The sequence below is a fragment of the Sphingopyxis lindanitolerans genome, from assembly GCF_002993885.1.
GTDB lineage: Bacteria > Pseudomonadota > Alphaproteobacteria > Sphingomonadales > Sphingomonadaceae > Sphingopyxis > Sphingopyxis lindanitolerans.
Map to the genome: position 1 here is coordinate 2,894,194 of NZ_CM009578.1, position 23,628 is coordinate 2,917,821.

General features: G+C 66.0%; 26 protein-coding genes. 15 read left to right on the forward strand and 11 right to left on the reverse strand.

Features of this window, described 5'->3' with window-relative positions; all coding sequences use genetic code 11:
- Positions 1 to 18: 18 nt before the first annotated feature.
- The 3 genes from CVO77_RS13885 to rplU all read right to left on the reverse strand — a co-directional run bounded on the left by CVO77_RS13885 (position 19) and on the right by rplU (position 1,674).
- Positions 19 to 627: a GNAT family N-acetyltransferase gene (locus tag CVO77_RS13885; protein ID WP_105999543.1), complete on the reverse strand. Its 609-nt coding sequence runs from the start codon at positions 625 to 627 to the stop codon at positions 19 to 21.
- A gap of 237 nt (positions 628 to 864) precedes the next feature.
- Positions 865 to 1,134: a 50S ribosomal protein L27 gene (gene rpmA / locus CVO77_RS13890; RefSeq protein ID WP_105999544.1), complete on the reverse strand. Its 270-nt coding sequence runs from the start codon at positions 1,132 to 1,134 to the stop codon at positions 865 to 867.
- 48 nt (positions 1,135 to 1,182) lie between these two features.
- Positions 1,183 to 1,674, reverse strand: coding sequence for a 50S ribosomal protein L21 (rplU, locus tag CVO77_RS13895; protein WP_105999545.1), 492 nt, complete (start codon positions 1,672 to 1,674; stop codon positions 1,183 to 1,185).
- A gap of 325 nt (positions 1,675 to 1,999) precedes the next feature.
- Here rplU and CVO77_RS13900 point away from each other — a divergent pair, with 325 nt between their 5' ends.
- A complete protein-coding gene (locus CVO77_RS13900) occupies positions 2,000 to 2,518 on the forward strand; it encodes a hypothetical protein (protein WP_105999546.1) in 519 nt (172 codons plus the stop codon).
- A gap of 36 nt (positions 2,519 to 2,554) precedes the next feature.
- On the opposite strand, the gene pspF is transcribed toward CVO77_RS13900, so the two are convergent.
- Positions 2,555 to 3,568 carry a phage shock protein operon transcriptional activator gene (gene pspF / locus CVO77_RS13905; protein WP_105999547.1) on the reverse strand — a complete coding sequence of 338 codons (1,014 nt, stop codon included), beginning with the start codon at positions 3,566 to 3,568 and terminating at the stop codon, positions 2,555 to 2,557.
- Between the two features lie 176 nt (positions 3,569 to 3,744).
- Here pspF and CVO77_RS21320 point away from each other — a divergent pair, with 176 nt between their 5' ends.
- The 9 genes from CVO77_RS21320 (at position 3,745) to CVO77_RS13945 (ending at position 6,835) form a co-directional block, all read left to right on the forward strand.
- Positions 3,745 to 3,885, forward strand: a complete 141-nt coding sequence (locus tag CVO77_RS21320) for a hypothetical protein (RefSeq protein WP_158258072.1) — start codon at positions 3,745 to 3,747, stop codon at positions 3,883 to 3,885.
- A gap of 89 nt (positions 3,886 to 3,974) precedes the next feature.
- Entirely contained in the window at positions 3,975 to 4,637 is a 663-nt protein-coding gene (gene pspA, locus CVO77_RS13910; RefSeq protein WP_105999548.1) for a phage shock protein PspA, read from the forward strand.
- A gap of 12 nt (positions 4,638 to 4,649) precedes the next feature.
- Positions 4,650 to 4,925, forward strand: coding sequence for an envelope stress response membrane protein PspB (pspB, locus tag CVO77_RS13915; RefSeq protein ID WP_105999549.1), 276 nt, complete (start codon positions 4,650 to 4,652; stop codon positions 4,923 to 4,925).
- 1 nt (position 4,926) lies between these two features.
- Positions 4,927 to 5,307 carry an envelope stress response membrane protein PspC gene (pspC, locus tag CVO77_RS13920; RefSeq protein ID WP_105999550.1) on the forward strand — a complete coding sequence of 127 codons (381 nt, stop codon included), beginning with the start codon at positions 4,927 to 4,929 and terminating at the stop codon, positions 5,305 to 5,307.
- Positions 5,308 to 5,354: 47 nt separating this feature from the next.
- Positions 5,355 to 5,654 carry a hypothetical protein gene (locus CVO77_RS13925; protein ID WP_105999551.1) on the forward strand — a complete coding sequence of 100 codons (300 nt, stop codon included), beginning with the start codon at positions 5,355 to 5,357 and terminating at the stop codon, positions 5,652 to 5,654.
- Positions 5,655 to 5,667: 13 nt separating this feature from the next.
- Positions 5,668 to 5,985 (forward strand): hypothetical protein, encoded by a 318-nt coding sequence (locus tag CVO77_RS13930; RefSeq protein ID WP_105999552.1) that lies wholly within the window; start codon positions 5,668 to 5,670, stop codon positions 5,983 to 5,985.
- 13 nt (positions 5,986 to 5,998) lie between these two features.
- Complete coding sequence (locus CVO77_RS13935; RefSeq protein ID WP_105999553.1) at positions 5,999 to 6,250, forward strand: hypothetical protein; 252 nt, start codon at positions 5,999 to 6,001, stop codon at positions 6,248 to 6,250.
- Positions 6,251 to 6,284: 34 nt separating this feature from the next.
- Positions 6,285 to 6,554: a hypothetical protein gene (locus CVO77_RS13940; protein WP_105999554.1), complete on the forward strand. Its 270-nt coding sequence runs from the start codon at positions 6,285 to 6,287 to the stop codon at positions 6,552 to 6,554.
- Between the two features lie 26 nt (positions 6,555 to 6,580).
- A complete protein-coding gene (locus CVO77_RS13945) occupies positions 6,581 to 6,835 on the forward strand; it encodes a hypothetical protein (RefSeq protein WP_420822514.1) in 255 nt (84 codons plus the stop codon).
- A 61-nt stretch (positions 6,836 to 6,896) separates the two neighbouring features.
- On the opposite strand, the gene CVO77_RS21425 is transcribed toward CVO77_RS13945, so the two are convergent.
- Positions 6,897 to 7,223 carry a hypothetical protein gene (locus CVO77_RS21425; RefSeq protein WP_192878827.1) on the reverse strand — a complete coding sequence of 109 codons (327 nt, stop codon included), beginning with the start codon at positions 7,221 to 7,223 and terminating at the stop codon, positions 6,897 to 6,899.
- A gap of 226 nt (positions 7,224 to 7,449) precedes the next feature.
- Between CVO77_RS21425 and CVO77_RS13955 the strand changes: the two genes are divergently transcribed.
- Positions 7,450 to 7,860: a SufE family protein gene (locus CVO77_RS13955; RefSeq protein WP_105999555.1), complete on the forward strand. Its 411-nt coding sequence runs from the start codon at positions 7,450 to 7,452 to the stop codon at positions 7,858 to 7,860.
- 507 nt (positions 7,861 to 8,367) lie between these two features.
- On the opposite strand, the gene CVO77_RS13960 is transcribed toward CVO77_RS13955, so the two are convergent.
- The 6 genes from CVO77_RS13960 to CVO77_RS13985 all read right to left on the reverse strand — a co-directional run bounded on the left by CVO77_RS13960 (position 8,368) and on the right by CVO77_RS13985 (position 17,805).
- Positions 8,368 to 10,884 (reverse strand): TonB-dependent receptor, encoded by a 2,517-nt coding sequence (locus tag CVO77_RS13960; protein ID WP_105999556.1) that lies wholly within the window; start codon positions 10,882 to 10,884, stop codon positions 8,368 to 8,370.
- A gap of 311 nt (positions 10,885 to 11,195) precedes the next feature.
- Positions 11,196 to 12,467 (reverse strand): ATP-dependent Clp protease ATP-binding subunit ClpX, encoded by a 1,272-nt coding sequence (clpX, locus tag CVO77_RS13965; RefSeq protein ID WP_105999557.1) that lies wholly within the window; start codon positions 12,465 to 12,467, stop codon positions 11,196 to 11,198.
- A 167-nt stretch (positions 12,468 to 12,634) separates the two neighbouring features.
- On the reverse strand, positions 12,635 to 13,285 hold the full coding sequence (locus CVO77_RS13970) for an ATP-dependent Clp protease proteolytic subunit (protein ID WP_105999558.1): 651 nt from the start codon (positions 13,283 to 13,285) through the stop codon (positions 12,635 to 12,637).
- 917 nt (positions 13,286 to 14,202) lie between these two features.
- Entirely contained in the window at positions 14,203 to 14,541 is a 339-nt protein-coding gene (fdxA, locus tag CVO77_RS13975) for a ferredoxin FdxA (protein WP_105999559.1), read from the reverse strand.
- Positions 14,542 to 14,711: 170 nt separating this feature from the next.
- Positions 14,712 to 15,011 carry an RNA-binding S4 domain-containing protein gene (locus tag CVO77_RS13980; protein WP_105999560.1) on the reverse strand — a complete coding sequence of 100 codons (300 nt, stop codon included), beginning with the start codon at positions 15,009 to 15,011 and terminating at the stop codon, positions 14,712 to 14,714.
- A 10-nt stretch (positions 15,012 to 15,021) separates the two neighbouring features.
- Positions 15,022 to 17,805 carry a helicase-related protein gene (locus tag CVO77_RS13985; RefSeq protein ID WP_105999561.1) on the reverse strand — a complete coding sequence of 928 codons (2,784 nt, stop codon included), beginning with the start codon at positions 17,803 to 17,805 and terminating at the stop codon, positions 15,022 to 15,024.
- Positions 17,806 to 18,084: 279 nt separating this feature from the next.
- On the opposite strand from CVO77_RS13985, the gene CVO77_RS13990 reads away from it, so the two are divergent.
- The 4 genes from CVO77_RS13990 to CVO77_RS14005 all read left to right on the forward strand — a co-directional run bounded on the left by CVO77_RS13990 (position 18,085) and on the right by CVO77_RS14005 (position 23,606).
- Positions 18,085 to 19,626: a M23 family metallopeptidase gene (locus tag CVO77_RS13990; RefSeq protein ID WP_105999562.1), complete on the forward strand. Its 1,542-nt coding sequence runs from the start codon at positions 18,085 to 18,087 to the stop codon at positions 19,624 to 19,626.
- 178 nt (positions 19,627 to 19,804) lie between these two features.
- On the forward strand, positions 19,805 to 20,803 hold the full coding sequence (gene hemB / locus CVO77_RS13995) for a porphobilinogen synthase (protein ID WP_106000842.1): 999 nt from the start codon (positions 19,805 to 19,807) through the stop codon (positions 20,801 to 20,803).
- Positions 20,803 to 23,055: a spermidine synthase gene (locus CVO77_RS14000; protein WP_105999563.1), complete on the forward strand. Its 2,253-nt coding sequence runs from the start codon at positions 20,803 to 20,805 to the stop codon at positions 23,053 to 23,055. The genes hemB and CVO77_RS14000 overlap by 1 nt, the downstream gene beginning before the upstream one ends.
- Positions 23,052 to 23,606 carry a gamma carbonic anhydrase family protein gene (locus CVO77_RS14005; protein ID WP_105999564.1) on the forward strand — a complete coding sequence of 185 codons (555 nt, stop codon included), beginning with the start codon at positions 23,052 to 23,054 and terminating at the stop codon, positions 23,604 to 23,606. The genes CVO77_RS14000 and CVO77_RS14005 overlap by 4 nt, the downstream gene beginning before the upstream one ends.
- The last annotated feature ends 22 nt before the right edge of the window (positions 23,607 to 23,628 follow it).

The following is a 23,628-nucleotide window of genomic DNA, read 5'->3' on the forward strand; positions in this document are numbered from 1 at the left end:
AGCGGCGATCATAGTGACCTATGCCGCCATCAGGCGGATATTCTCGCGAAAATCCTCGTCGCCGCAAATCCGGCCGCGCATGGGGGTGACGGCATTGCTGCCGTCACCATCGCCCTCTTCGAACAGCGCGCACGCCGCCGCGCCGCCGCGCGCGACGCTGTGACGCTGCGCTACCTGGCCGGTCGGCTTGAACCCCAGCTTGCGCAGCACCGCGCCCGAGGCGGGGTTATCGATGAAATGGGCCGCGCCGAGCCGGGGCAGGTTCATCGCGCGCGCGATGCGAACGAGCTGGCGCCCCGCCTCGGTCGCGAAGCCGAGGCCCCAATAGGGCCGCGCGATCCAATAGCCGAGTTCGAGGTCGCGCCCCCGATCATCATCCTGACTCGGCGCAATGCCGCAGCCGCCGACGAGGCGCGGGGCGCCGCCGGTGCGTGCGAAGATCAGAAAGCGCGGCTGGTTCGGATCGACGGGCAGACTCAGGAATTGTTGCGCTTCGGCCTCGCCATAAGGCCAGGGCGCGCGCGACAGATTGCGCACGACCGCTTCCTCACCGATCGCACGGGTGAGCGCGGGGGCGTCTTCCTGCCAGCCGGGCCGCAGCAACAATCTTTCGGTACGCGCGAACATGTCTTTACTCCCAATGCCTGTCGCCCTGGCGCCAGATGGTGACGCTTTGACGACAGCGATGTGTGGAGGGAGATGGATGGCCCCATTTTCGCGCCTGCCCGCCAGCGCGGGGATTCCAGACAAGAAAAAAGGGAGTCCGGGGGTGACCCGTCTCCCTCTTTTCGAACTTTGTTTCCGCGTCGGCGGAAAGGACCGTTCCGGGTCATCCCTTGATGGGCGACCCGTACAAGGTCGCCTTTATTCGGCGGCTTCCGCCATGGCATCGACCGACACATATTTGCGGCCGAGCTTGCCATCATGGAATCGGACGTGGCCGTCGGTGGTGGCGAACAGCGTGTGGTCCTTGCCCATGCCGACGTTGACGCCCGGATAGACTTTGGTGCCGCGCTGGCGCACGATGATGTTGCCGCCGATCACTTCCTGACCGCCGAACTTTTTCACGCCAAGGCGCTTGGCTTGCGAGTCGCGACCGTTGCGCGACGAACCGCCTGCTTTCTTATGTGCCATGACCTAAACTCCTTACTTCGTTCCGGGGGCCGAGCCGCGTTGCCGCGCTCAGGCTTCCTTCTTGGGGGCCGCCTTCTTGGCGGCGGGCTTCTTTTCGGCGGTTTCAGCCTTGGGGGCTTCGGCCTTGGGCGCGGCGGCCTTTTTCGGCGCAGCAGCCTTCTTCTCGGCGACCGGAGCGGCAGCGGCTTCTTCGGCCTTCGGGGCCGGAGCGGCGGCTTCCTTCTTCGGCGCGGCCTTCTTGGCGTCGCCGACGGCAAGGATGCGCAGCAGCGTCAGCGACTGGCGGTGACCGTTGCGGCGGCGATAATTGTGCCGACGGCGCTTCTTGAAGACGATGACCTTTTCGCCGCGGGTCTGGGCGATGATCTCGGCCGAAACGGCCAGACCCTTCGCATCCTTCACCTCGCCGCCGTCGCCGGCCAGCAGGACGTCGCCCAGCGACACGGTGTCGCCGGCCTCACCCTCGATCTTCTCGACGGCGATCTTGTCTCCGGCGGCAACGCGATACTGCTTTCCGCCCGTGCGCACGATTGCGAACATGGTCTTCCATCCAATCAGAAACTAGAACACCCGCGCTGCCGGTCACCCGCCAAAGCAGGCGAATTTTCCGGCAAGCGGGAAAGACCGCGCCACTAGCGTTCCGTGCGCACGCTGTCAACCGCATCTTTCCGTGCTTTTTGCTGCTTTTTTACGCTTTGGCGAGAATCGGCTCCAGCCTGCGGTCCCGCCCCGCCTCGCCTTTCGGGATCGATGATCGGGAGCGCGAGGCAGCGCGGCGAGGCGGTGGCGGCCTCCGGCGCGCGCCGGAGGTGAATGGCACCGATTCGGCACTTGCTGCAAGGCGTGCGGCCCCATATCAGGAGCCATGTTGAAGCGCGCCCCTCTTTTCCTGTCCGCCGTCATCGCCCTTTCGCTGTCCGCCTGCGCGGGGGGTGTCGGCGGCGCAGCGGCGCCATCGCTCGCCCACCGGCCGGTCGAGGGACGATTCAACGTCGCGCCGCCCACGGTCGTCGTCACGCCGCCGGGGCCGCTGCCCGCCGACCTTGTCGGGCGTCTCGCGCGCTGGGAATCGGATGCCGCCGCCGCGCAGCAGGCCTTCGCCGCCGCGCGCGGCGGCACCGCGGCGCTTGTCGCCGCCGCCGCCGGTGCGCCGGTCGCCAGCGAACGCTGGGTCGTCGCGCAGCAGGCGATCTCGCGCCTGATCGCGGCGCGTGCGCCACTGACCGGGGCGCTCGCCGATATCGACCGTCTCTACCTCGACCGCAGCATCGACGCGGTGGTCGACGGGCTTCCCGACATCTACGCGCTGCGCGACCGGCTCGCCGATACGGCATCGACGCAGGACGCGGTCATCGAGGCATTGAGTCGGCAATTGCCGGAATGATTCCCGTCGCCCCGCCTTTGCGGGAGCGACGCACCATCAATTCAGCCCATGTTTCTTCAGCGCGTGGCGAATCTGGTCATAGCTCAGCCCCAGCGCCTCGGCGGCGATCTTCTGGTTGTAGCGGCAGCGCGCCATCGTGTCGGCGAGGATCTGTTTTTCATAGCCGTCGACCGCGGCGCGCAGGTCGCTGACTGCGCCCGACGGCGGCGCGACCGGGACGGTTTCGGTCATCGCGGCGGGCTCGACGGGCGCAGCGGGTTTGCTACCTGCCGGCTGCCACGGGCTTGCGAAGGGGTCGAAGGTCAACGCATCGACCGGCCGCTCGGGATCGGCCCAGCGATAGATGGCGCGCTCGATGACGTTGCGCAGTTCGCGGACATTCCCCGGCCAGTCGTGCCCCTCCATCGCCGCGAGCGCGCGCGGGCCGAAGCCCGGCCACTCATCCCAGCCGAGCACTGCCGCCATGCGCTGCCCGAAATAGGTGGCGAGCACCTCGATGTCGCCTTCGCGCGCGCGCAAGGGGGGGAGGGTGATGACCTCGAACGACAGCCGGTCGAGCAGGTCGGCGCGAAAGCGGTTCTGTGCGACCAGCGCGGGCAGATGCTCGTTGGTCGCGGCGACGATGCGGACGTCGACGCGCACCGGGCGCGAGGCGCCGACGCGCGTGATCTCGCCATATTCGACCGCGCGCAGCAGCCGCTCCTGCGCGCCCGATGACATCGTCGCCAACTCGTCGAGGAACAAAGTGCCGCCGTCGGCCTCCTCGAAGCGGCCGGCGCGGCTGCGCGTCGCGCCGGTGAAGGCGCCCGCCTCGTGCCCGAACAATTCGGCCTCGATCAGCGTTTCGGGCATCGCGGCGCAGTTCAGGATGACATAGGGCTTGTCCCAGCGCGCCGACAGGCGATGGAGGCGTTCGGCGATCAACTCCTTGCCGGTGCCGCGCTCGCCGATGACGAGGACCGGTCGATCGAGCGTCGCCGCCTGGCTCGCGCGCTCGACCGCGTCCTGAAAGGTCGCCGACTGGCCGATGAACTGCGTTTCGCGCTCCATTCCCAATTATTGGCAAAATTTCCCGCTGATTGGCAAGCCAAATCGGCGCAAAATTGCATTTGCGTGTGAAGTTACGCGCTTTTCCGCCGCTTTCAGCAATTGGCACGCTTCCTGCAAAGTATCCAACGAGCCGGTGCAAAGCGCGCCGGTGCAGCGAAAAACAGGAAGGTTGATCCATGAAGACGCATTTTGCCCAGGCCGCCACTTTCGCGCTCAGCGCGCTTGGAGCGCTGGCCATCGTCGTCGGCGTGATCGACCAGCCGAAGCTCGGTTACGATGCCGCTGCAGTTACCCCGGCGGTCAGCCAATTGGTCTGACCGGCACGCTGGTGCCGGGGCACTCTCCCCCCTTGCCCCGCCCCGGCACCAGCATTTTCAGGACCGAAGTTTTCGACAGGAGTTTTCAAATGGGTATTTTCTCTCGCACCCGCGACATCATCGCCGCCAACGTCACCGACTTGCTCGACCGTGCGGAAGATCCCGAAAAGATGATCCGCCAGATCATCTTCGAAATGAACGAGACGCTCGTCGAAGTCCGCGCCTCCGCCGCGCGCACGATCGCGGACCAGAAGGAAATGCGCCGCCACATCGCCAAGCTCGAAAGCCTGCAGGACAGCTGGAAGGAAAAGGCCGAACTCGCGCTGTCGAAGGACCGCGAAGACCTCGCCACCGCCGCGCTCGTCGAAAAGCAGAAGGCCGGCGACATGGCCGAAAAGCTGAAGGCCGAGATCGCCGTCCTCGACGACGCGCTCAAGGGCTATGAGAATGACATCGCCAAGCTGCAGAAGAAGCTCAGCGAAGCCCGCGCGCGCCAGTCGAGCGTCGTCAACCGCCTCGAGAGCGCCGAAAATCGCTACAAGCTGCGCGAGATGACCAACGGCGACCGCGTCGAGGATGCTTTCTCGCGTTTCGAAATCCTCGAACGCCGCGTCGACGAAGCCGAAGGCCGCGCCGATGCGCTGGGCCTCGGCTACAAAAAGTCGCTCGACGAGGAAATCGCCGAGCTGCAGTCCGCCGACAAGGTCGCCGACGAACTCGCCGCGCTGAAAGCTGCGCAGGCCAAGAAGTAAGGAGCCGGACCGATGGAAGAGATCATCATCGTCCCGATCGTCATCGGCACCCTCTTCCTCGGTCTGCCCTGGCTGATCCTCCACTACATCACCAAGTGGAAACAGGCCAAGACGCTGACCGGAGAGGACGAGCAACTGCTCGACGAACTATATGATACGGCGCGCCGGCTCGAAAACCGCCTGCACACCGTCGAACGCATCATCAGCGCCGACCATCCCGATTTCCGCCCTGCGGTGCGGAGCGATGAAGACCTGGCGCAGCTCGAAAATACAAGCAGGAGGAATTGAGATGTCTGCCAGCCGCACCAAATTCTATCTCGACAAGCAGAACGCCAAATGGAGCGGCGTGTGCGCGGGGATCGCGGACTATAGCGGGATCGACGTCCTCTGGGTGCGCGTCGGCGCGGTCCTCCTGACCTTGATGGGTGGCTTCCCCTGGACGCTGGTCGCTTACTGGATGGTCGCCTGGATGGGAACGCCCAAGCCTTTCGCCCTCTATGGCTCGAACGAGGAAGCCAAGTTCTGGCAGGGCGTGCGCTCGAATCCCAGCGCCTCGACCCGCGACATTCGCTCGCGCTTTCGCGACATCGACCGCCGGCTCGCCGACATCGAACAATATTATACCAGCCACAACCGCCGCCTCGCCGACGAGATCGACGCGCTGCGCTGATCGGGCCGGTGATCGGACGCGCGGAAACGCAACAGGGAGAAGAGACCATGAATTTCGGAGGCCCCCTTTTTGTCCTGACCATCGTCGCGCTGTCGATCGGCGGCTGGATGTTCACAACCTGGATTCGCGCCAAGCACGGCTATCCGGTCGAGAATGAATGGGGCGGCACGGTTCATCGAACCGACCCCGACGCTGATCGAAAAATTGCGCTGCTGACCGACGACAACGCCAAACTCGCGGGCCAGATCGGCCGACTGGAAGAGCGCATCGCGGTGCTCGAACGCATCGCGACCGAAGAAGGCGGGCGAGCCGCACAGCTCGCCGACCAGATCGACCGCCTGCGCTGATAAGGAAAAGATCATGAACCTCGATATTCTGACCACCATCGCTCCCGTCATCGCCATCATCGGCGTGGCCGGGGTCGTCGGCTGGGTCTTCACTACCTGGCTGCGGATCAAGAACGGTTATCCGCTCGACGGCGCCTGGGGGCAGGCGGTCTATCCCAAGACCAGCGACGAAACGGTGGAGCGCGTCAAGCTGATAAGCCAGGAAAATGCCCAGCTGCGCGCCGAACTCGGCTCGGTCAAGGATCGCCTCGCGGTGATCGAGCGTATCGTCACCGACGACAGCAACCGGCTGAGCCACGAGATCGAGGCGCTGCGGCGCCCGGCGAACTGAGGAGGCCCGCGCCATGGAAAACATGCTCTACGCGCTGATCCCGCTCGCTCCGTTCATCGTCGCCGGCCTCTGGATCTGGACCCGCCATCAGCGCAAGATGCTCGACAAGCAGTCGGAGATGACCGCCGAAAAGGCCGCGCAATATGCGGCGCACACCGAACGGCTGGAGGAACGCGTCCGCGTCCTCGAACGCATCGCCACCGACCGCGGCGTCGACCTGGCCGACGAAATCGAAAAGCTGCGCGATACGCCGCCGCTCAACTGAACAACGGCAAGACAGACCGAAAGGATACCTCCCCATGAACCCATTTGAAATGGTCATCGGCATCGTCCTGATCGTGACGATCGGCAGCGTCGTTCGCGCCCGATATGGTGTGCGCCGGGACCCTCACGGCCGGGACTATGTCGTCAGCAGTCCTGGGGACGCCGCCGAGACCAAGGCGCTGCAGGCCGAAATCCGCGCGCTCAAGGAGCGTATCCAGGTGCTCGAACGCATCGCCACCGACAGCAACCGGGCGGCCAGCCTCGACGAAGAGATCGAGAAGCTGCGCGACCGGTCCGTTCCCTGAGACCCTGACGAAGAAGGAGCCGATTCATGGGCACCATGACGTCTGACCTCGCTACCGACCTGATCATGGCCGCGGTCGCGCTGAGCGCGCTGGCCATCATCAGCCTTGTGGCGCTGCGTGGCTGGCGCGACTGGATCCAGCTCAAGCGCGAGGAGCTGGCCGCCGGCCATGGCGCCGCGCAGGATCCCACCGTGCCGCACGCCGGATCGCGGATCGAGATCGCCGACCTCAAGGAACGGCTGCGCAAGCTGGAAGCCATCGCGGCCGGGGTCGATCTCTGACGTAGGTCTTGATCCCGGCCGACCAACCCGCCGGGGCGAAAATGCCCCGGCCGATCAGCGGTCAGCCCTTGCAGGCCTGCTTGGTCTTGTTGCCCGCCAGCGAGCAATCATAGGTCACCGTCTTGCCATTGCTCAGCCTGGCCTTGACCATGCGGCCGCCCGACCGGGTGGTCGAGGCACGCGCCGGCGTCGCCGCCAATTTGGCCCTGGTCGCGGGCTTCGCCTGGCTATGCGCTGCGGGCTTGGCCGTGAGTTTGGTTGTGGGCTTCGCCGCAGGCTTGACGGCGGACTTGGTGGTGGTTGTGGTCGGCGATGATGCGAAAACCGGGGCGGTGATCATCATGGTCGATGCAAGACCAAGGCCGACGAGGGTACGAAAGCGTGCCATATTCTTCACTCCAAAGGTCCGAATCCGGACATGATCGATCGTCCTGGCGAAACCGGAAGAATGTCACACCGCGAACAGCCTCTCTTTGCACCTCGCCGCCCGGCCGGGGCGTGGCGGAGCCGTGACAATGTCGTAATGCGCGCGCCGCGTCAGGCGCGCCAAGGCGGTCGTGGGCGCCGCCGCCGGGGTCTTTCAACTTGGCGCCAAACATGCGAGGGGCGCAGCTATGCGCAGTCTCGACGACATTTTCGATGAATATGATTTTCTCGACGGCGACGATCGCTATCGCCTGCTGATCGAGCTCGGCCGCACGCTCGAGCCGATGCCCGACGCGCTCAAGACCGCCGCGACGCTCGTGCGCGGCTGCTCGGCTAGCGTCTGGGTCTATCCGGTGCCGCAGGGCGATGGCCGGCTGCACTTCCTCGCCGACAGCAATGCCGCGATCACCAAGGGGATCGTCGCGCTCGTCCTTTCCGCAGTTCAGGACAGGCCGGCGGCCGCGGTCGCCGCTATGGACATCGCCGCCGCGCTCGCGCCCTTCGACCTCACGCGCCAGCTTTCGTCGAACCGCACGCAGGGCGTCCCCAACATGATCGCACTGGTCCAGGAGACCGCCCGGCGTATCGCCGACGGCTGATGCCGAGCCGACTTTCGATAGGGCGTGTCGGAACAGGTTTCGCGCAGAGATCGCAGAGAGTCCACGCGGAGAAGGCCGAGCGGCCGTGAAGCGGCTTTCGGCCTGCGACATTGCGACGGGTCGCGCCACTGGAATGGAAAGGGGCCTGTCGGCTCCGAACTGGCTCCTCCGCGTCTCCGCGTGAAGCCTATTCTCTGCGCCTCTGCGCGCATTTTCATGCTTGCTGACGGAACATCCGTTCACGACCGAAAGATGATCTCCATTCCTCGTCACCCTGTCTGCGGCAATGGCCTCGCTGTTTCAGGGTCCATGGCCGGCCCTCGAAGGAAGCACAGCGGCAACCGGAAACTCAGGCCATGAATGCCGAAACGAGTTCAGCATGCCGAAGTTGTCGGGTGCCGGTACATCCTCGAAACCCTCTGTGCGTTTGCAAACGACATTATCGCCAAAGAAAAAGGGCGCGGGAGTTGCCTCCCGCGCCCTTTTCTTGCCGTCTGTCGCCGGAGCTTAGAAGCCGACGGTCAGCGTGCCGCTGATCGTGCGCGGGGCGCCGATCTGGGCGTTGGGCGCCGACGAACCCTGGGTCAGCGACGAGGTGTAGCGACCGACATAAAGCTTGTCGAACAGGTTGTAGACGTTGACCTGGAAATAGGTCTGGTCGTTGAGGCCGAGGAATTCGAGCCCCAACCGCGCGTCGAGATTGACCAGCCAATAGCCATTGGTCTTCGCCGGATAGACCTCGGTCCCACCAAAGATGACGGGCGTGTTGGTATCGTAGAGATAGCGCCCGCCGGTATGCTTGGCGGTGAGGCCGAGTTCGACCGGACCCAGCGTGCCGCGCGCCGAGGCGCCATAGGTATATGCAGGAGCGCCGGCTTCGCGCTTGCCCGCCGTCAGGGTGAAGATCGGATCGCCGATCGCTGCACAGTCCGGACCAACGACTTTGCATTCGCCTGACTGGACATCATCCTTGATCTTCGACTTCAGATACGACCCGAAGACATAGAGCGAGAGTTCGCGCATCGGCTGCCACGCGATGCTGCCATCGATGCCATATTTGTCGACGCGGCCGAGATTGCGGTAGAGGTTGCGATCGGTTTCCGGATCGTAGGCTGAGGCCAGGCGGTTGTCATATTTGGTGAACCAGCCCGACACCTGCGCCTGAATCTGGCTGGTGCGATAGCGCACGCCCAAGTCGAAGTTGTCGGTGGTTTCGGGCTCGGGGCGCGCCGACGGCGTGTTCGGCGCAAAGAAGAACGCGTTGTAGAGCGCGTCGGTGCCAGGAACCTGGAGGCCCTTCGAATAGTTGGCGAAAATCGACATCCGATTGTTCGGCTTGAACAACAAGCCGACGTTCGGCAGCACGTCGTCATATTTCAGCACCCGCTGCTGCGGGCCCTGCACCGTCGGGTTGGCGGCGGCGTAGACGGTGTTGCGCGGATCGCCCTTGCCGAAGCAATCGACGAAGCCCGTGTCGCTGGTGGTGAAGCAATAATTGTTAAGATCGCGCTTGAAGAAGGGAGCGCGGATGCCGATCGTCGCAACCAGCGCGCCGTCGATGAATTCGCCGCGATATTCGCCCGAAACCTGGCTCAGGATCGCATAGGACAGGCGATCGCGCTTTTGCAGCACGGCGCCGGTGACGTCGCTCTGCGGATCGTCCATCGGGAAGACGTCGAAGGGCTCGCCGTTGAACTGAAGCAGCCCGACCTGGCCGGTCTGGCGGTGGCGCGCGCGGTCATAAGTGAAACCGACGCGGACCGTGTGCGCTTCGTTGATGTCCCAGCGCAGGTTGGCGATCACGCCGTAACGGTCGGTGCGCGTCTGGCTGGGTGCGAGCATCGACACTTCGTCGAGCAGGTCGCCGTCGCCGTTGAGGTCCATGCCGAAATAGGGGCGCCCACCGATATAGCCCGACAGCCCGTTGTTCAGACGTTCGCGCGCATTGACCGTGCCGCCGCCATTGGCCTTCACATATTGGTAGCTGGGATCGACGGTCAGGACGATGCCGTCGGTCAGGGTGAAGCGCGACGCGCCGCGGATGTTGCCGGTGTTCGACGGGTTGTACCGACGATCGAACTCGGTGCCGCAGCCGTTGGTCAGGTCGTCGTCGCCCGGTGTCGCCGTCTGGCTGACGGTGCACGGATAGTTGATGTCATATTCGCGCTCGTCGTTGTTGAGCGGGAAACGGTCGCCCGAACCCGATCCGACGTCGCGGTTCGGGTCGAGGCGCAGCGGCACCGAACCGAAGAAATTGTTGCGGTTGATGTTATAATGGCCCGCGACCGAGACGAAGTCGCCATCGGCGCCGATCGGCTGATAGAGGCGCGCGTTGAACTGTTTCTTGCGGACGCGGCCATAATTGTTGAACGGATTGTCGTTCGACGCGCTCGATGCCGAAAGGAAGGCGCGGGTGCCGAACGGCGTGAATTCGCCGGTGTTGATGAGGCCGAAGACGCGGAAGAATTTGAACTCGCCGGCCGAGCCCGACACCTTGACGCCGAAATCTTCGGTCGGGACGATCGTGCGATAATTGACCGTCGAACCCGTTGCGGCGGCGGTCGGGCTGTCGACGTCGGTGGTGCCGAGGTTGACGTTGACCTGCTCGATCAGCTCAGGGTCGAGCTGCTGGTTCGAATAGATGGCATAGTTGCCCGAATCGTTGAGCGGCACACCGTCGAAGGTCAGGCTGATGCGATCTTCCGAAAAGCCGCGGATCGACAGCTGGCCGCCCGACGAACCATAGGCGTCGTTGTTGGTGAAGACGACGCCGGGGACGAGGTTGATGGTGTCGAGGATCGTCTGTCCGGGGTTCTGGTGCGCGATCACTTCCTGACCGAGGACCGATTTCGCCTTCGACGTGTCGGGCGACTGGATGCCGGCAACGTCGGTTGCGCGCGATCCGGTGACGACGATGTCGTTCTCGAAATCGACCGAGCCCGTCGACTGGGCAAAGGCAGGCGTGGAAAGCAGCGCGACCGGAATCAGCGCCGCGCTGGCGGCAAGCGTGTGACGGAATTTCATGTCAGGATGTCCCCTTGGTGGTACAATCGGCAGTTGCGCAACGTGGGCGCAGCTGACCTGCGAGCGCCCCTGAAGCCCGCATGTGGCACGATTGTGACAGCGATTGTGACAGTGCAAGCCGCGCTTGGGCGCCGGGCCAGGCAGCGGGCGAAAAAGCGCGAATTTGCGTCGGCCCGCCAAACTTATCCACAAGCGTCGATGCGTTTTTTCGAGCAACTGTTGCTGCAATGCAACAAAAAGGGGCGCCGCGCATTGCGCGCGGCACCCCGCTTTTGTTCAGAATAGGCGGCGCGACTCAGGCGCTTGGGCGATCAGGCGGCGTCGCCGGCGGCTTCCTTTGCCTTGTCGGCATAGACGCGCACCGGATCCTTGCGGCCCTCGACGACGTCCTTGTCGACGACGATCTCGACCACGTCGGTCAGGTCGGGCAGGTCGAACATCGTGTCGAGCAGGATCGCCTCGACGATCGAGCGCAGCCCGCGCGCGCCGGTCTTGCGTTCGATCGCCTTCTTGGCGACCGCGACCAGCGCATCGTCGGTGAAGGTCAGCGCGACTTCTTCGAGGTCGAACAATTTCTTATATTGTTTGACCAGCGCGTTCTTGGGTTCGCCCAAAATCTTGACCAGCGCGTCGATGTCGAGATCCTCGAGCGTCGCGATCACCGGCAGGCGGCCGACGAATTCGGGGATCAGCCCGAATTTGAGCAAATCCTCGGGCTCGATGCTTTTCAGCACTTCGCCGCTGCGGCGCTCGTCGGGGCCGGCGACATGCGCGCCGAAACCGATCGACTTGCCCTGCAGGCGGTCGCCGATGATCTTTTCGAGGCCGCTGAACGCGCCGCCCGCGATGAACAATATGTTGGTCGTGTCGACCTGGAGGAATTCCTGCTGCGGATGCTTGCGCCCGCCCTGCGGTGGAACGCTCGCGGTCGTGCCTTCCATCAGCTTGAGCAGCGCCTGCTGGACGCCTTCGCCCGACACATCGCGCGTGATCGAAGGATTTTCGGCCTTGCGGCTGATCTTGTCGATCTCGTCGATATAGACGATGCCGCGCTGCGCCTTTTCGACATTATAGTCGGACGATTGCAGCAGTTTGAGGATGATATTCTCGACATCCTCGCCGACATAGCCCGCCTCGGTCAGCGTCGTCGCGTCGGCCATGGTGAAGGGCACGTCGAGGAAGCGCGCGAGCGTCTGGGCGAGCAGGGTCTTGCCGCTGCCGGTCGGACCGACGAGCAGGATGTTCGACTTCGCCAGTTCGACATCTTCGCCGCGCCCCGAGTTGGCGAGGCGCTTGTAATGATTGTGGACCGCGACCGACAGGACCCGCTTGGCCTTGTTCTGGCCGATCACATAGGCGTCGAGATGCTGGCAGATTTCCAGCGGCGTCGGCACCGCGCCGTCCTTGCGCGCGGCGATCCCGCCCTTGATCTCTTCGCGGATGATATCGTTGCACAGTTCGACGCATTCGTCGCAGATGAACACGGTCGGTCCGGCAATCAGCTTGCGAACTTCGTGCTGCGACTTGCCGCAGAAGGAGCAGTAGAGGGTGCTCTTACTGTCCGAGCCGCTCAATTTCGTCATAAATATTCCTCTGGCGGGCGCAAAAGGCGCGCTGCCGCCCTTATCCTAACCCCCGGCCACCCAATTACAATATGGCAATTGGGTGACATGGGTGCAATGTTCCGCCTAGCGCCAAGGCGCCAAACGGGTGTCAACAAACGCGGTTACCGGGGTGTGGGTGCCGACACTCAGGGCGTCGGGCCTTCGCCGATTTCCTTGGGCGATTCGTCGCCCGGCAGCGCGGGGCGACGGTCGTAGACATGATCGACGAGGCCGAAGGCCTTGGCTTCGTCGGCCTCGAGAAAGGTGTCGCGGTCCATCGCCTTTTCGATCTCTTTCAGCGGCTTGCCGGTATATTGAACATAAAGGTCGTTCATCCGCTTGCGGATGCGCAGGATTTCCCTGGCCTGGATCTCGATGTCCGACGCCATGCCGCGCGCACCGCCCGACGGCTGGTGGACCATGACGCGCGCATTGGTCAGCGCGACGCGCATCCCGGGTTCGCCCGCGGCGAGCAGGAAGCTGCCCATCGAGGCCGCCTGGCCGATGCACACGGTGCCGACGCGCGGGCGGATATATTGCATCGTATCGTGGATCGCCATGCCCGCGGTGACGACGCCGCCCGGCGAGTTGATATACATATAGATGTCCTTCTTCGGATTTTCCGATTCGAGGAACAGCAATTGGGCGGTGATCAGCGAGGCCATATTATCCTCGACCTCGCCGGTGACGAAGACGATCCGTTCGCGCAGCAGACGCGAGAAAATGTCGAAGCTGCGTTCGCCGCGGCTCGTCTGCTCGACGACGACGGGAACCAGGGCGGCGAGCGGGTCGATCATGCGGATTTTGTCCTTACGTTTATCGGGTTGCTGCGCCGAGGACCGGCGGGCTGCCCCTCCAGCGCCCTACATCGTCGCCCGCGCGAAGGGTTTCAAGGGGGCAATATCAGCGCGGCGCCACTTCTCGCGTCGCGCGCCTTCCTCCTCGGGACTATCGGCCCTTAAGGCCACAAAGGCCCCGCACGCGGGCATCGAATTTGTGTCCTTTGGGGCTTTAAGGCGAGCCCCTCGACAAGCACGGGCGGCGGGAGCGGTGTTTCAAAGAGCGGGCCGGAAGGTTGGCATGGCGGAGTCATGGTGGACAGCGATTGTTGCGGATGGAGCAGGGGCGGCTTGGGGGTGGAAATCTGCCCTGCCGTCTTTCGTCATCGCGGCCTGGATCGGGGGCTGGCCGGCGCAAGGAGCGCGTGGTCATGTCCAAAGTTCAGGAAAGTTCAGCCTCTTGCATCCCCGATCCGGGCCCCGCGGCGTGCTGAACGCGCTCAGCCCGCCTCGCCGTGGCCGCACCCGTAAGCTGGACCGCCATCGCTTTATCCACCAAATGAAAGAGCCGGATAAACGCTGGCATAGCCGGATAATGTAGGAAAGACCTATTTGAAGCCGATGCCTGGCTTGGGGTGGGAAGCGGCCGTTGAAGGATGGCGCTGATGTCTCCTCCCGCCTGCGGGAGGGGAGAGCAGCCGTCCGCAATCAGTCGATTGCAGTCTTTAAACCTCGTCATGCTGAACTTGTTTCAGCATCCATGGCCTGCGTTCGCGTCCAGCGCCGCGCTGAATGAGGCGTCCGGCCATGGACCCTGAAACAAGTTCAGGGTGACGAGGATGGATGGGGCGGCTATCGGTCGAAAGCCGTCTTTGCCACAAAAAGAAAAGGGGCGGGAATGACCCGCCCCCATCGTTCGTATCGGTCCCCGCGACTCAGTCGCCTTCGCCGGGCTCCACCGAGAAGAATTTCTCATATTTCCCCTCGACGCCCTTATACTCGTCGGCGTCGGCAGGGCTGTCCTTCTTGACCGTGATGTTCGGCCATTCGGCGCTGAACTTGTTGTTCACTTCCAGCCATTTCTCAAGACCGCTTTCGGTGTCGGGCAGGATCGCCTCGGCGGGGCATTCGGGTTCGCACACGCCGCAGTCGATGCATTCGCTGGGATTGATGACGAGCATATTCTCGCCCTCATAGAAGCAGTCGACGGGACAGACCTCGACGCAGTCCATATATTTGCACCGGATGCAGGCGTCGGTGACGACATAGGTCATGGATAGCGGCTCCCTTTCGCGGCGGCGGCGGGCCGCCGGACATTCATTGGCTCGCCTCTAAGCCGCGCCAACGCGATGCGTCAACGCAAAGTGTCAGTTGCGAATCACTTTCATTGCGTAGCCGACAGCGCGCGCGTTCGCGCGACAGCTTTTCCTGCGGCATCGATAGCTCAACTGGTGATGGTGGGCGTTTCGGCTTCGAGCCGACGATAGCAGGCTTGCGCCTCGGGCGCCGGGCCGCGGCGCGGCGGCAGCGAAAGGAGGCGGATCACCTCGATCCGCTCGCCGACCGGCAGCACCAATGTCGCGCCCGCGTGAACCGCGGCCGAGGCGCGGGTGACGCGCCGTCCGTCGAGCCGGATATGCCCCGCGGCGACCATCGCCTGGGCCAGGCCGCGCGAGCGTGCGAAGCGCAGATACCAGAGCAGCTTGTCGAGCCGGATGCTTCCTGCGGCGCCGGGACTCGCCATCAGCGCGCCATCAATCCTTGCCAGCCTCGGCCAACATCGCGGCGAGCCCGGCGAAGGGGCTGGTGGGCGAAGGGCCGCGACGCTGGGGACGCTCGGCGCGCGGTGGGCGGGCGCCGCTATCGGGCGTCGTCGGCGGCTTGGCCGGTTGGCCGCGCCGACCCTTGCCTTGCTTGTCCTGCCTAGCGGGCGGGCGGGCGCGCTCGCCGGGGGCGGCCGACCGCGCTGCCGCGGCGTCCTTCCCGTTCGGCTGGCCTTGCTTGCGGCGCGCGCGCCGGTCGGCGCTCTTGAGGCCCGACCAGCGCCAGCGTTGCAGTATCGGGTCGCCGACGCCGCGAAACCCGAAGCTGCCGAGCAGCGCGCGCCGCGTCTCGTCGTCGAGGCCGAGCGAGGTGGCGAGCGCGGGGTCGATCGCAAAGCCCGGCGGCGGCGCGGCGTGGACGTCTTCGCCCGGCCCGTCCAGATGCGCCGCCGACCCGCCGACGACGGGCGAGGTCGGCGGCGCCGCGGCCTGGATGCGCGCGGCATGCGCCTGGCGCGCGAGCTTCTCCGCCATGTCGATGCGCAGCCAGCCCGATGCGCAGCGGCGGAAACCGGCGATCCGCAGCCCGGTGTGATGGCCCGTCTTTTGCAGCACCGCGCCCTGCGGCGGCAGCGCCGGAACCACCTCGCCCTGCTGCGCGGCGAGCAGCGCGGCGCGCCAACGCACCGCCTCTGGCTTCAGGAGCTGGTGATGGAAGATGTCGAGCGAGCCGATGGTGAGGCCGAGCTTGCGGAGTTGCGGCCGTTCCTCGGGCGTCATCGCGGCGAGCTGCGCTTCGACCGCGGCGCGCGGGCTCGTGCCGCCGCCATCGACGAGCGCGGCGAGCAGCGCGCGGACGCGCGGCGGGGTGAACAGGTCGCCCGCCGCTTCGCCCATCGCCGCCAGCGGCGCGGCGTGGCGCGCGAGTTGCTGCGCGACGAAGGCCTGCAACCGTTCGGCGATCGCCTGCACCTGCGGCGGCTCGAAGCGGCGCAGCGATGCGTCGATCTGGATCGCGGGCTGGACCAGCGTCGGTCCGCGCGCCAGCGTGGCGACGACATGACCGTGCCAGGCAAGGCGCGGCGGCGCGCCCGCCTCGCTGATCAGCGCCAGCGCCTGATCCTCGCCCGCCGCGAGTGCTGCGGCGCGGCGCGTCAATTCGCCGCGCAGATGCTTTTCGGCGGCGGCGAGGAGCATCTTGTGGTCGCTCGCGCGCGCCTGCGCGTCGACCTTGAACTGAAACCCATGGAGCGTGCCGATCGGCTCGCCATCGACCGCGACGGTGCCGTCGGCGGCGACCGCGACGGGCAGCGCGGTGTGGCGCTGGCCCGCATCGCGGAGCAGCAGCGCGAGCCGCCGGTCGACGAAGCGCTGCGCGAGCGCGGCGTGCAGCGCGTCCGACAGGCGCGATTCGAGATCCTGCGTCCGCTCGGTCCAGCCGGCGCCGCCGGCGATCCAGTCGCCGCGCTGGGCGATGAAGCAGAGGGTGCGGACGGCGGCGATTCGGCTCGCGAGCTGGTCGATGTCGCCGTCGGTGTCGTCGAGCCGCGCAAGGCGCCGCGCGAACCAGTCGGGGTCGACCATCCCGTCACCGCTCGTGCGCCATTGCCAAAGCTTGAAGACGGTGCGGCTATGATGTTCGGCGCCGAGCTGCTCGAAATCGGGAAGCCCGCAGGCATCCCACAATCGGGCGACCGCTTCGGGCTCCGCCCCGCGCATCCGCACCTCCATGTCGCCCGCGAGATGCTTGAGCACCGCGATGTCGACCGCTTCGGGCGCAGGGCGCAGGCCGGGCTTCGTCGGCGGCTGCGCGAGGTCGGCGAGCAGCGTGTCGAGACTGTCGTGGCGCGGGTTGGGTTCGCGCCAGAACAGGCTGGCGAGCGGCGGGAAATGATGCCCCTCGATCGCAGCGATTTCCTCGGGCGTGAAGCCGCCCTGCGGGGTGCCGACGGTGCCGAAGCTGCCGTCCTGCTGATGCCGCCCGGCGCGCCCCGCGATCTGCGCCATTTCGGAAATGGTCAGGCGGCGCAGGCGGCGGCCGTCGAATTTCTGCAAGGACGCGAAGGCGACGTGCTGGACGTCGAGGTTGAGCCCCATGCCGATCGCGTCGGTGGCGACGAGATAGTCGACCTCGCCCGCTTCGAACATCGCGACCTGCGCGTTGCGGGTCTTGGGGCTCAAGGCGCCCATCACCACCGCGGCGCCGCCCGAAAAGCGGCGCAGCATCTCGGCGATTGCATAGACTTCCTCGGCCGAGAAAGCGACGATCGCCGAGCGTTTGGGCAGCCGCGACAGTTTTGTTGTGCCGGCATAGCTCAAGGTCGAAAAGCGCGGGCGGGTGATGATTTCGGCCTCGGGCACCAGGTCGCGGACAAGGCCGCGCAGGCTCGCCGAGCCGAGGATCATCGTCTCCTCGCGGCCGCGCGCGCGCAGCAGCCGGTCGGTAAAGACATGGCCGCGTTCGGGGTCGGCGCCAAGCTGCGCTTCGTCGATGCCGACGAAGGCGACGTCGCGCGCCAAGGGCAGCGCTTCCATCGTCCCCAGCAGGTAACGCGCCGTGGGCGGCATGATCCGTTCCTCGCCGGTCACCAGCGCGACCTGCGCCGACCCTTTCATCGCGACGACGCGGTCATAGACCTCACGCGCGAGCAGGCGCAGCGGAAAGCCGATCATCCCGCTCGAATGGGCGGTCAGACGCTCGACCGCCAAATGGGTTTTGCCGGTGTTGGTGGGGCCAAGGACGGCCTTGACCGGGCTGGAAGAAAATGCCGTCATCGTCTTTATCCCACGCTGGCATGGACCTGCGCGCCGCGCAACAGCGGATCGACGAAGGGCCAACTTTATCCCTCCCTTTGAGGGAGGAAGGCGGGACGGCACGATCAATCCCGCGCTCCGCACGGTCCGCCGCAAGCCGGGCGCCGCCAAGTGCCGTTAAATTGACTTTAACGGCCTTTGTTTACAGACCGGCGGTCGAAAATATCATTCGACGGCCGGGTCGGGAGGCCCGTCGAACGGGGGTTGCTTTTGTTCCAGCGTCACGAACCCATCGCGGGGATGTCCGGCAATGCGGCCGCCCTGACGATGTCGCAGGCGATCGGCCTGCGGCGGGCGGACGCTGCGCCCGAACCGGCGCCGTCGTGGCGCGACCGGCTCGCGCTGCTCGATCTCGTCCCCGATCTTGGCGACAATATCGGCTCGGGGGAATGGTGGCGCGGCCTCGCGACGCTGACTCTGCTGTGCGCCGCCGCGATTTCGACCTTCCCCGGCGTAAAGCCGCTCGAACTGCCCGCGCCGGCGCTCGATGCCGCCGATTTCACCGAAGCGCGCGCGCAGATGATCGTGCCGCTCGCATTCGGCGGCGACACCGGCCGCCACATGGCGGCGACCGACGCGGTGCGGCCGCTCGCCCAGACCCCCGAACGGCCGCAGATCGAACTCACCGCGACGCTCGGCGCAGGCGACAGCTTTGCCCGTGTTCTCGAACGCTCGGGTGTCGGCAGCGATGATGCGCAGGCGCTCGCGAGCCAGGTGGCGAGCGCGGTGCCGCTGACCGACATCGCGCCGGGCACGCGGATCGACCTGATCCTCGGCCGCCGCGCCGCGCGCACCATGCCGCGTCCGGTCGATGCGCTTGCGATGCGCGCGCGCTTCGACCTTCGGATCGAGATGGAGCGGATCGACGGGCGGCTGGTGATGCGCCGTATCCCGATCGCGGTCGATGCGACGCCGCTGCGCATTCGCGGCCGCGTCGGCGACAGCCTCTATCGCTCGGCGCGCGCCGCGGGCGCCTCGCCTGAAACGATCCAGGCCTATCTGCGCGTGATCGGCCGCCAGCTTTCGGTCGCCAGCGATATCCGCGCGAGCGACGAGTTCGACATCATCGTCGATCATCGCCGCGCCGAAACGGGTGAGAGCGAGACGGGCAAATTGCTCTATGCCGGGCTCGTCAGGGGCGGAAAGCCCAAGCTGTCGATGATCGAATGGAATGTCGACGGCCGTCTCCAGTGGTTCGAGGCGTCGGGCGCCGGCGAGCAGCGCAGCGGCCTGGTGCGTCCAACGAATGGCCGTATCACTTCGCCCTTCGGGATGCGCCGCCACCCGATCCTCGGCTATGTGCGGATGCATCGCGGCATCGACATGGGCGGCGGTTACGGCGGCCCCGTCTTCGCGGTCACCGACGGCGTCGTGCAGATCGCGGGCCGCACCGGCGGCTATGGCAATTATGTGAAGCTCAGTCACGGCGGCGGGCTCGGCACCGGCTATGGGCATATGAGCCGCATCGCGGTGCGTCCCGGCCAGCATGTCTCGCGCGGGCAGGTGATCGGCTATATCGGATCGAGCGGTCTTTCGACCGGCCCGCATCTTCACTATGAAGTCTATCGCAACGGCGTCGCGATCAACCCGCTGTCGGTGGCCTTCGTCACCCGCGCCCGGCTGGAGGGCAAGGCGCTCGCCGACTTCCGCGCGCGCATCCGCCAACTCACCGCGATCACGCCCGGCGCGGCGCTCGCGCCGGTTGCGGTAAAGTCGGTCGAAGGCCCGCAGCTCGGCTCGCTTGCCGATGTGGCGTCGAAGCGCGTGGGCGAGGGGATTTGACGGTTCCGTTTAAAGGACTCCTCTAAATTCCGTTCGTGTCGAGCGAAGTCGAGACACCCCAAGCGCAACGCCGAACCCATTGGCATCTCGACTTCGCTCGATGCGAACGGACAATGTGCTGCCCTTGGGCGGCCAATATCCATTTGCCCTCGCGTATCGCGCCGCTATGCACACGGGCATGACTCACGCCCCCTTTCCCGACCTGCGCCTGCGCCGCAGCCGCCGCACCGGCTGGAGCCGCGCGATGGTGCGCGAGCATCATCTGACCCCGTCGAACCTGATCTGGCCGCTGTTCGTCTGCGCGGGATCGGGGAGCGAAGAACCGATCGCGAGCCTGCCCGGCGTATCGCGCTGGTCGGTCGACCTGCTCGTCGAGCGCGCGAAGGACGCGGTGGCGGCGGGCATCCCCTGCCTCGCGCTCTTTCCCTATACCGAGGCGGGGCGCCGCAGCGAGGATGGCGCCGAGGCGCTCAATCCCGATAATCTGATGTGCCGCGCCACCGCGGCGATCAAGCAGGCGCTCGGCGACGACATCGGCGTCCTCACCGACGTCGCGCTCGACCCCTATACCAGCCACGGGCAGGACGGGCTGGTCGACGAGGCGGGCTATGTCCTCAACGACGAGACGGTCGAGGTGCTGGTGGGTCAGGCGCTCAATCAGGCGCGCGCGGGCGCCGACATCATCGCGCCGAGCGACATGATGGACGGCCGCGTCGGCGCGATCCGCGAGGCGCTGGAGATCGAGGGCTTCGGTCAGGTCCAGATCATGAGCTATGCCGCCAAATATGCCTCGGCCTTCTATGGCCCGTTCCGCGACGCAGTCGGCTCGCGCGGGCTGTTGAAAGGCAACAAGAAAACCTATCAGATGGACCCCGCCAATGTCGAAGAGGCGCTGCGCGAGGTCGAGGCGGATCTCGCCGAGGGCGCCGACAGCGTGATGGTCAAGCCGGGGCTTCCCTATCTCGACGTGGTGCGCGCGGTGAAGGATCATTTCGCGGTGCCGGTCTACGCCTATCAGGTGTCGGGCGAATATGCGATGATCGAGGCGGCGGCGGCGGCCGGTGCGGGCGACCGCGACGCGCTCGTCCTCGAAACCCTGCTTGCCTTCCGCCGCGCCGGTGCCTCGGGAGTGCTCACCTATCACGCGCTCCATGCGGCCCGGCTGCTGAACGGCTAATGGCGTCAACCCCGCGGCGCTGGCTGTTCGTGCTGACGATCCTCGTCGGCAGCTTCCTGTTGTTCCAGGTCCAGCCGATGGTCGCGCGCATGGTGTTGCCGCGCCTCGGCGGCGCGCCCGCCGTGTGGAACAGCGCGATGCTCGTCTATCAGGCGCTGCTGCTCGGCGGCTATGCCTATGCGCATTGGCTCGGCCGGTTCGAGGTGCGGCGCCAGGCGATGATCCACGTCGCGCTGCTGCTCGCCGCGGTGCTGTGGCTGCCGATCGGCATCGCCAATATCGCGCCGCCCGCGCCGGGGCAGGAGGCATTGTGGGTGCCGTTGCTGCTGCTCGCCTCGATCGGGCCGGTCTTTTTCGCGGTGTCGGCGCAGGCGCCGCTGATGCAGCGCTGGTTCGCCGCCGACACCCGCGCGGGCGATCCCTATTATCTCTATGCCGCCTCGAACCTCGGCAGCTTTGCCGGGCTGATCAGCTATCCGGCGCTCGTCGAGCCGGCGATGCCGCTCGCGACGCAAAGCTGGGGTTGGAGCGCGGGCTATGGCCTGCTCGTGTTGCTCGTCGCGGCGAGCGCGGCGGCGCGCTGGCACGCCCATGCCGCGCCCGAGCAAATCAGCGCCGAGCCGCCGCCGTCGCGCCGCCGCCAGTTGCACTGGCTGCTGCTCGCGGCGGTGCCGTCGGGGCTGATGCTGTCGACGACGACGCATCTCACCACCGATATCGTCGCGATGCCCTTGCTGTGGGTGCTGCCGCTCGGCCTCTATCTTTTGAGCTTCGTCATCGCCTTTTCGACCGCCGAGCGGTTGACCCAGGTCTTCACCACCATCGCCCCGGCGGTGCTGCTGTCGGTCGGCGGTCTGTCGCTGCTCAGCACCGGCGGCGGGACGATGCTCGTCGCGATCGCCGCGCTCGCGATGCTGTTCGTCGTCGCGACCGCGCTCCACGGCTATCTTTATCATCTGCGGCCCGCGCCGGGGCATCTGACGCTCTTCTATCTCGTCATGTCGGCGGGCGGAGTGCTCGGCGGGCTGTTCGCCGCGCTGATCGCGCCGCTGATATTCGACTGGGTTTACGAGCATCCGCTGCTCGTCCTCGCGGCGGCGATGCTGCTGCCGCTTCCGGCGCTGTTGCCATGGGATAGATGGCTGAAGCTGTCGCCGCGCCGGGCGCGGGTCGTCGTTGCCTTGCTGGTCGCGGTCGCGATCTTCGCCTGCTGGAAGATGGCGGGCGAATGGGCGGGCCGCATCGAGGGACAGGTCGCGGCCTGGGCCGTCATCATTTTCGTCATCGGCCTGCTCGTCATCGGCTGGCGCTGGGCCTTTGTGGCCGTCCTAGCCTTGCTGATGCTCGGCATCGGCGGGTGGAGCACGCTTCAGGAAAGCTTCACCGGCGACCGCGTCCGCAGCTATTTCGGTGTCTATACGGTGACCGACTACCCGGACGAGCATCAGCGCCGCCTCGCTCACGGCACCACGCTGCACGGGTTGCAGCGCACCGATGCGCCGCATCAGTTCGAACCGACCACCTATTATGGCCACCAGTCGGGGGTCGGCCTGGCGCTCGACAAGGCCGAAGCGCTCGCCGGGCCGAACGCCGCGGTCGGGCTCGTTGGTCTCGGCGCGGGAACCTTGTCCTGCTATCGTCGGCCGGGACAGCGCTGGACGATCTTCGAGATCGACCCCGCGATGGCCCGCATCGCGCGCGATCCGTCGAAGTTCACGTTCCTCGATCATTGCGCGCCCGACGCGCCGATCGTGATCGGCGACGCGCGCCTGCAGATCGCCAAGCTGCCGCCGGCGCAGTTCGACATATTGGTGATCGACGCCTTTTCGTCCGATGCGATCCCGCTGCATCTGCTGACCGCCGAAGCGATCGGAATCTATGCGCGCGCGCTGAGACCGGGCGGCATCCTGCTGATCCATATCTCGAACCGCTTCTTCGCGCTCGAACCCGTGCTGTCGGCCGAGGCAAAGGCGCGCGGCTGGGCGGCGGCGATCCGCATCGACTCGCGGCCCGACGAGGCCGATGACCATGCCATCGTCGGCGGATTGACCGGGTCCAACTGGGTGGCGCTGACGGCGACGTCCGAACGCCTGCGGCAATTGACGGGTGACTTGAAACCGCGCGAGGATGCGCCGGGCGACGGCGTCTGGGTGCCGCTTCAGCAGCGCCCGGGTTTCGAGCGCTGGACCGACGATTATGCCTCGACTCTTCCCGTGCTCCTGTGGGGCCATCTGATCGGACAAAGCAAATGACCTATAAGGATGTCAGCATCATCGCGGTGAACGGCAAGGCGCCGCGGATCGACCCTAGCGCCTTCATCGCGCCGGGGTGCCGGATCATCGGCGACGTGACGATCGGGCCCGACGTCAGCATCTGGTATAATTGCGTGCTGCGCGCCGACGTCAGCCGCATCGTTGTCGGCGCGCGGTCGAACATCCAGGACGGCAGCATCGTCCATTGCGACGGCCCGATGCCGCACCGGCCCGAAGGCTTTCCGACGCTCATCGGCGAGGATGTGCTGGTCGGCCATATGGCGATGGTCCACGGCTGCACGCTGGCCGACCGCGCTTTCGTGGGGCTGAAGGCGACGGTGATGAACGGCTGCCGCATCGGCAGCGACGCGATGCTCGCCGCGGGCGCGCTGCTGACCGAGAATAAGGAGATTCCGTCGCGCGAACTATGGGCGGGCGCCCCCGCGCGGCGCGTGCGCGACATCGACGAGGGGCAGGCGGCGGGAATGCAACTCGGCGTCCAGCATTATGTGCTGAACGGCCGCATGCACAAGGCGGCGGTGGAGGGCTGAACCTTCTCCCCTCCCGCAGGCG

Coding starts and splice junctions, on each gene's coding strand:
- pspC (WP_105999550.1), top strand. CDS start 4,927: ATGTCTGCCAGCCGCACCAAATTCTATCTCGACAAGCAGAACGCCAAA.
- CVO77_RS14005 (WP_105999564.1), top strand. CDS start 23,052: ATGACCTATAAGGATGTCAGCATCATCGCGGTGAACGGCAAGGCGCCG.
- CVO77_RS13955 (WP_105999555.1), top strand. CDS start 7,450: ATGCGCAGTCTCGACGACATTTTCGATGAATATGATTTTCTCGACGGC.
- rpmA (WP_105999544.1), bottom strand. CDS start 1,134: ATGGCACATAAGAAAGCAGGCGGTTCGTCGCGCAACGGTCGCGACTCG.
- clpX (WP_105999557.1), bottom strand. CDS start 12,467: ATGACGAAATTGAGCGGCTCGGACAGTAAGAGCACCCTCTACTGCTCC.
- fdxA (WP_105999559.1), bottom strand. CDS start 14,541: ATGACCTATGTCGTCACCGACGCCTGCATCCGGTGCAAATATATGGAC.
- rplU (WP_105999545.1), bottom strand. CDS start 1,674: ATGTTCGCAATCGTGCGCACGGGCGGAAAGCAGTATCGCGTTGCCGCC.
- CVO77_RS13990 (WP_105999562.1), top strand. CDS start 18,085: ATGTCCGGCAATGCGGCCGCCCTGACGATGTCGCAGGCGATCGGCCTG.
- pspF (WP_105999547.1), bottom strand. CDS start 3,568: ATGGAGCGCGAAACGCAGTTCATCGGCCAGTCGGCGACCTTTCAGGAC.
- CVO77_RS14000 (WP_105999563.1), top strand. CDS start 20,803: ATGGCGTCAACCCCGCGGCGCTGGCTGTTCGTGCTGACGATCCTCGTC.
- pspB (WP_105999549.1), top strand. CDS start 4,650: ATGGAAGAGATCATCATCGTCCCGATCGTCATCGGCACCCTCTTCCTC.
- CVO77_RS21425 (WP_192878827.1), bottom strand. CDS start 7,223: ATGGCACGCTTTCGTACCCTCGTCGGCCTTGGTCTTGCATCGACCATG.
- CVO77_RS21320 (WP_158258072.1), top strand. CDS start 3,745: ATGAAGACGCATTTTGCCCAGGCCGCCACTTTCGCGCTCAGCGCGCTT.
- CVO77_RS13970 (WP_105999558.1), bottom strand. CDS start 13,285: ATGATCGACCCGCTCGCCGCCCTGGTTCCCGTCGTCGTCGAGCAGACG.
- CVO77_RS13930 (WP_105999552.1), top strand. CDS start 5,668: ATGAACCTCGATATTCTGACCACCATCGCTCCCGTCATCGCCATCATC.
- CVO77_RS13900 (WP_105999546.1), top strand. CDS start 2,000: ATGTTGAAGCGCGCCCCTCTTTTCCTGTCCGCCGTCATCGCCCTTTCG.
- hemB (WP_106000842.1), top strand. CDS start 19,805: ATGACTCACGCCCCCTTTCCCGACCTGCGCCTGCGCCGCAGCCGCCGC.
- CVO77_RS13885 (WP_105999543.1), bottom strand. CDS start 627: ATGTTCGCGCGTACCGAAAGATTGTTGCTGCGGCCCGGCTGGCAGGAA.
- CVO77_RS13985 (WP_105999561.1), bottom strand. CDS start 17,805: ATGACGGCATTTTCTTCCAGCCCGGTCAAGGCCGTCCTTGGCCCCACC.
- CVO77_RS13925 (WP_105999551.1), top strand. CDS start 5,355: ATGAATTTCGGAGGCCCCCTTTTTGTCCTGACCATCGTCGCGCTGTCG.
- CVO77_RS13945 (WP_420822514.1), top strand. CDS start 6,581: ATGGGCACCATGACGTCTGACCTCGCTACCGACCTGATCATGGCCGCG.
- CVO77_RS13960 (WP_105999556.1), bottom strand. CDS start 10,884: ATGAAATTCCGTCACACGCTTGCCGCCAGCGCGGCGCTGATTCCGGTC.
- pspA (WP_105999548.1), top strand. CDS start 3,975: ATGGGTATTTTCTCTCGCACCCGCGACATCATCGCCGCCAACGTCACC.
- CVO77_RS13940 (WP_105999554.1), top strand. CDS start 6,285: ATGAACCCATTTGAAATGGTCATCGGCATCGTCCTGATCGTGACGATC.
- CVO77_RS13935 (WP_105999553.1), top strand. CDS start 5,999: ATGGAAAACATGCTCTACGCGCTGATCCCGCTCGCTCCGTTCATCGTC.
- CVO77_RS13980 (WP_105999560.1), bottom strand. CDS start 15,011: ATGGCGAGTCCCGGCGCCGCAGGAAGCATCCGGCTCGACAAGCTGCTC.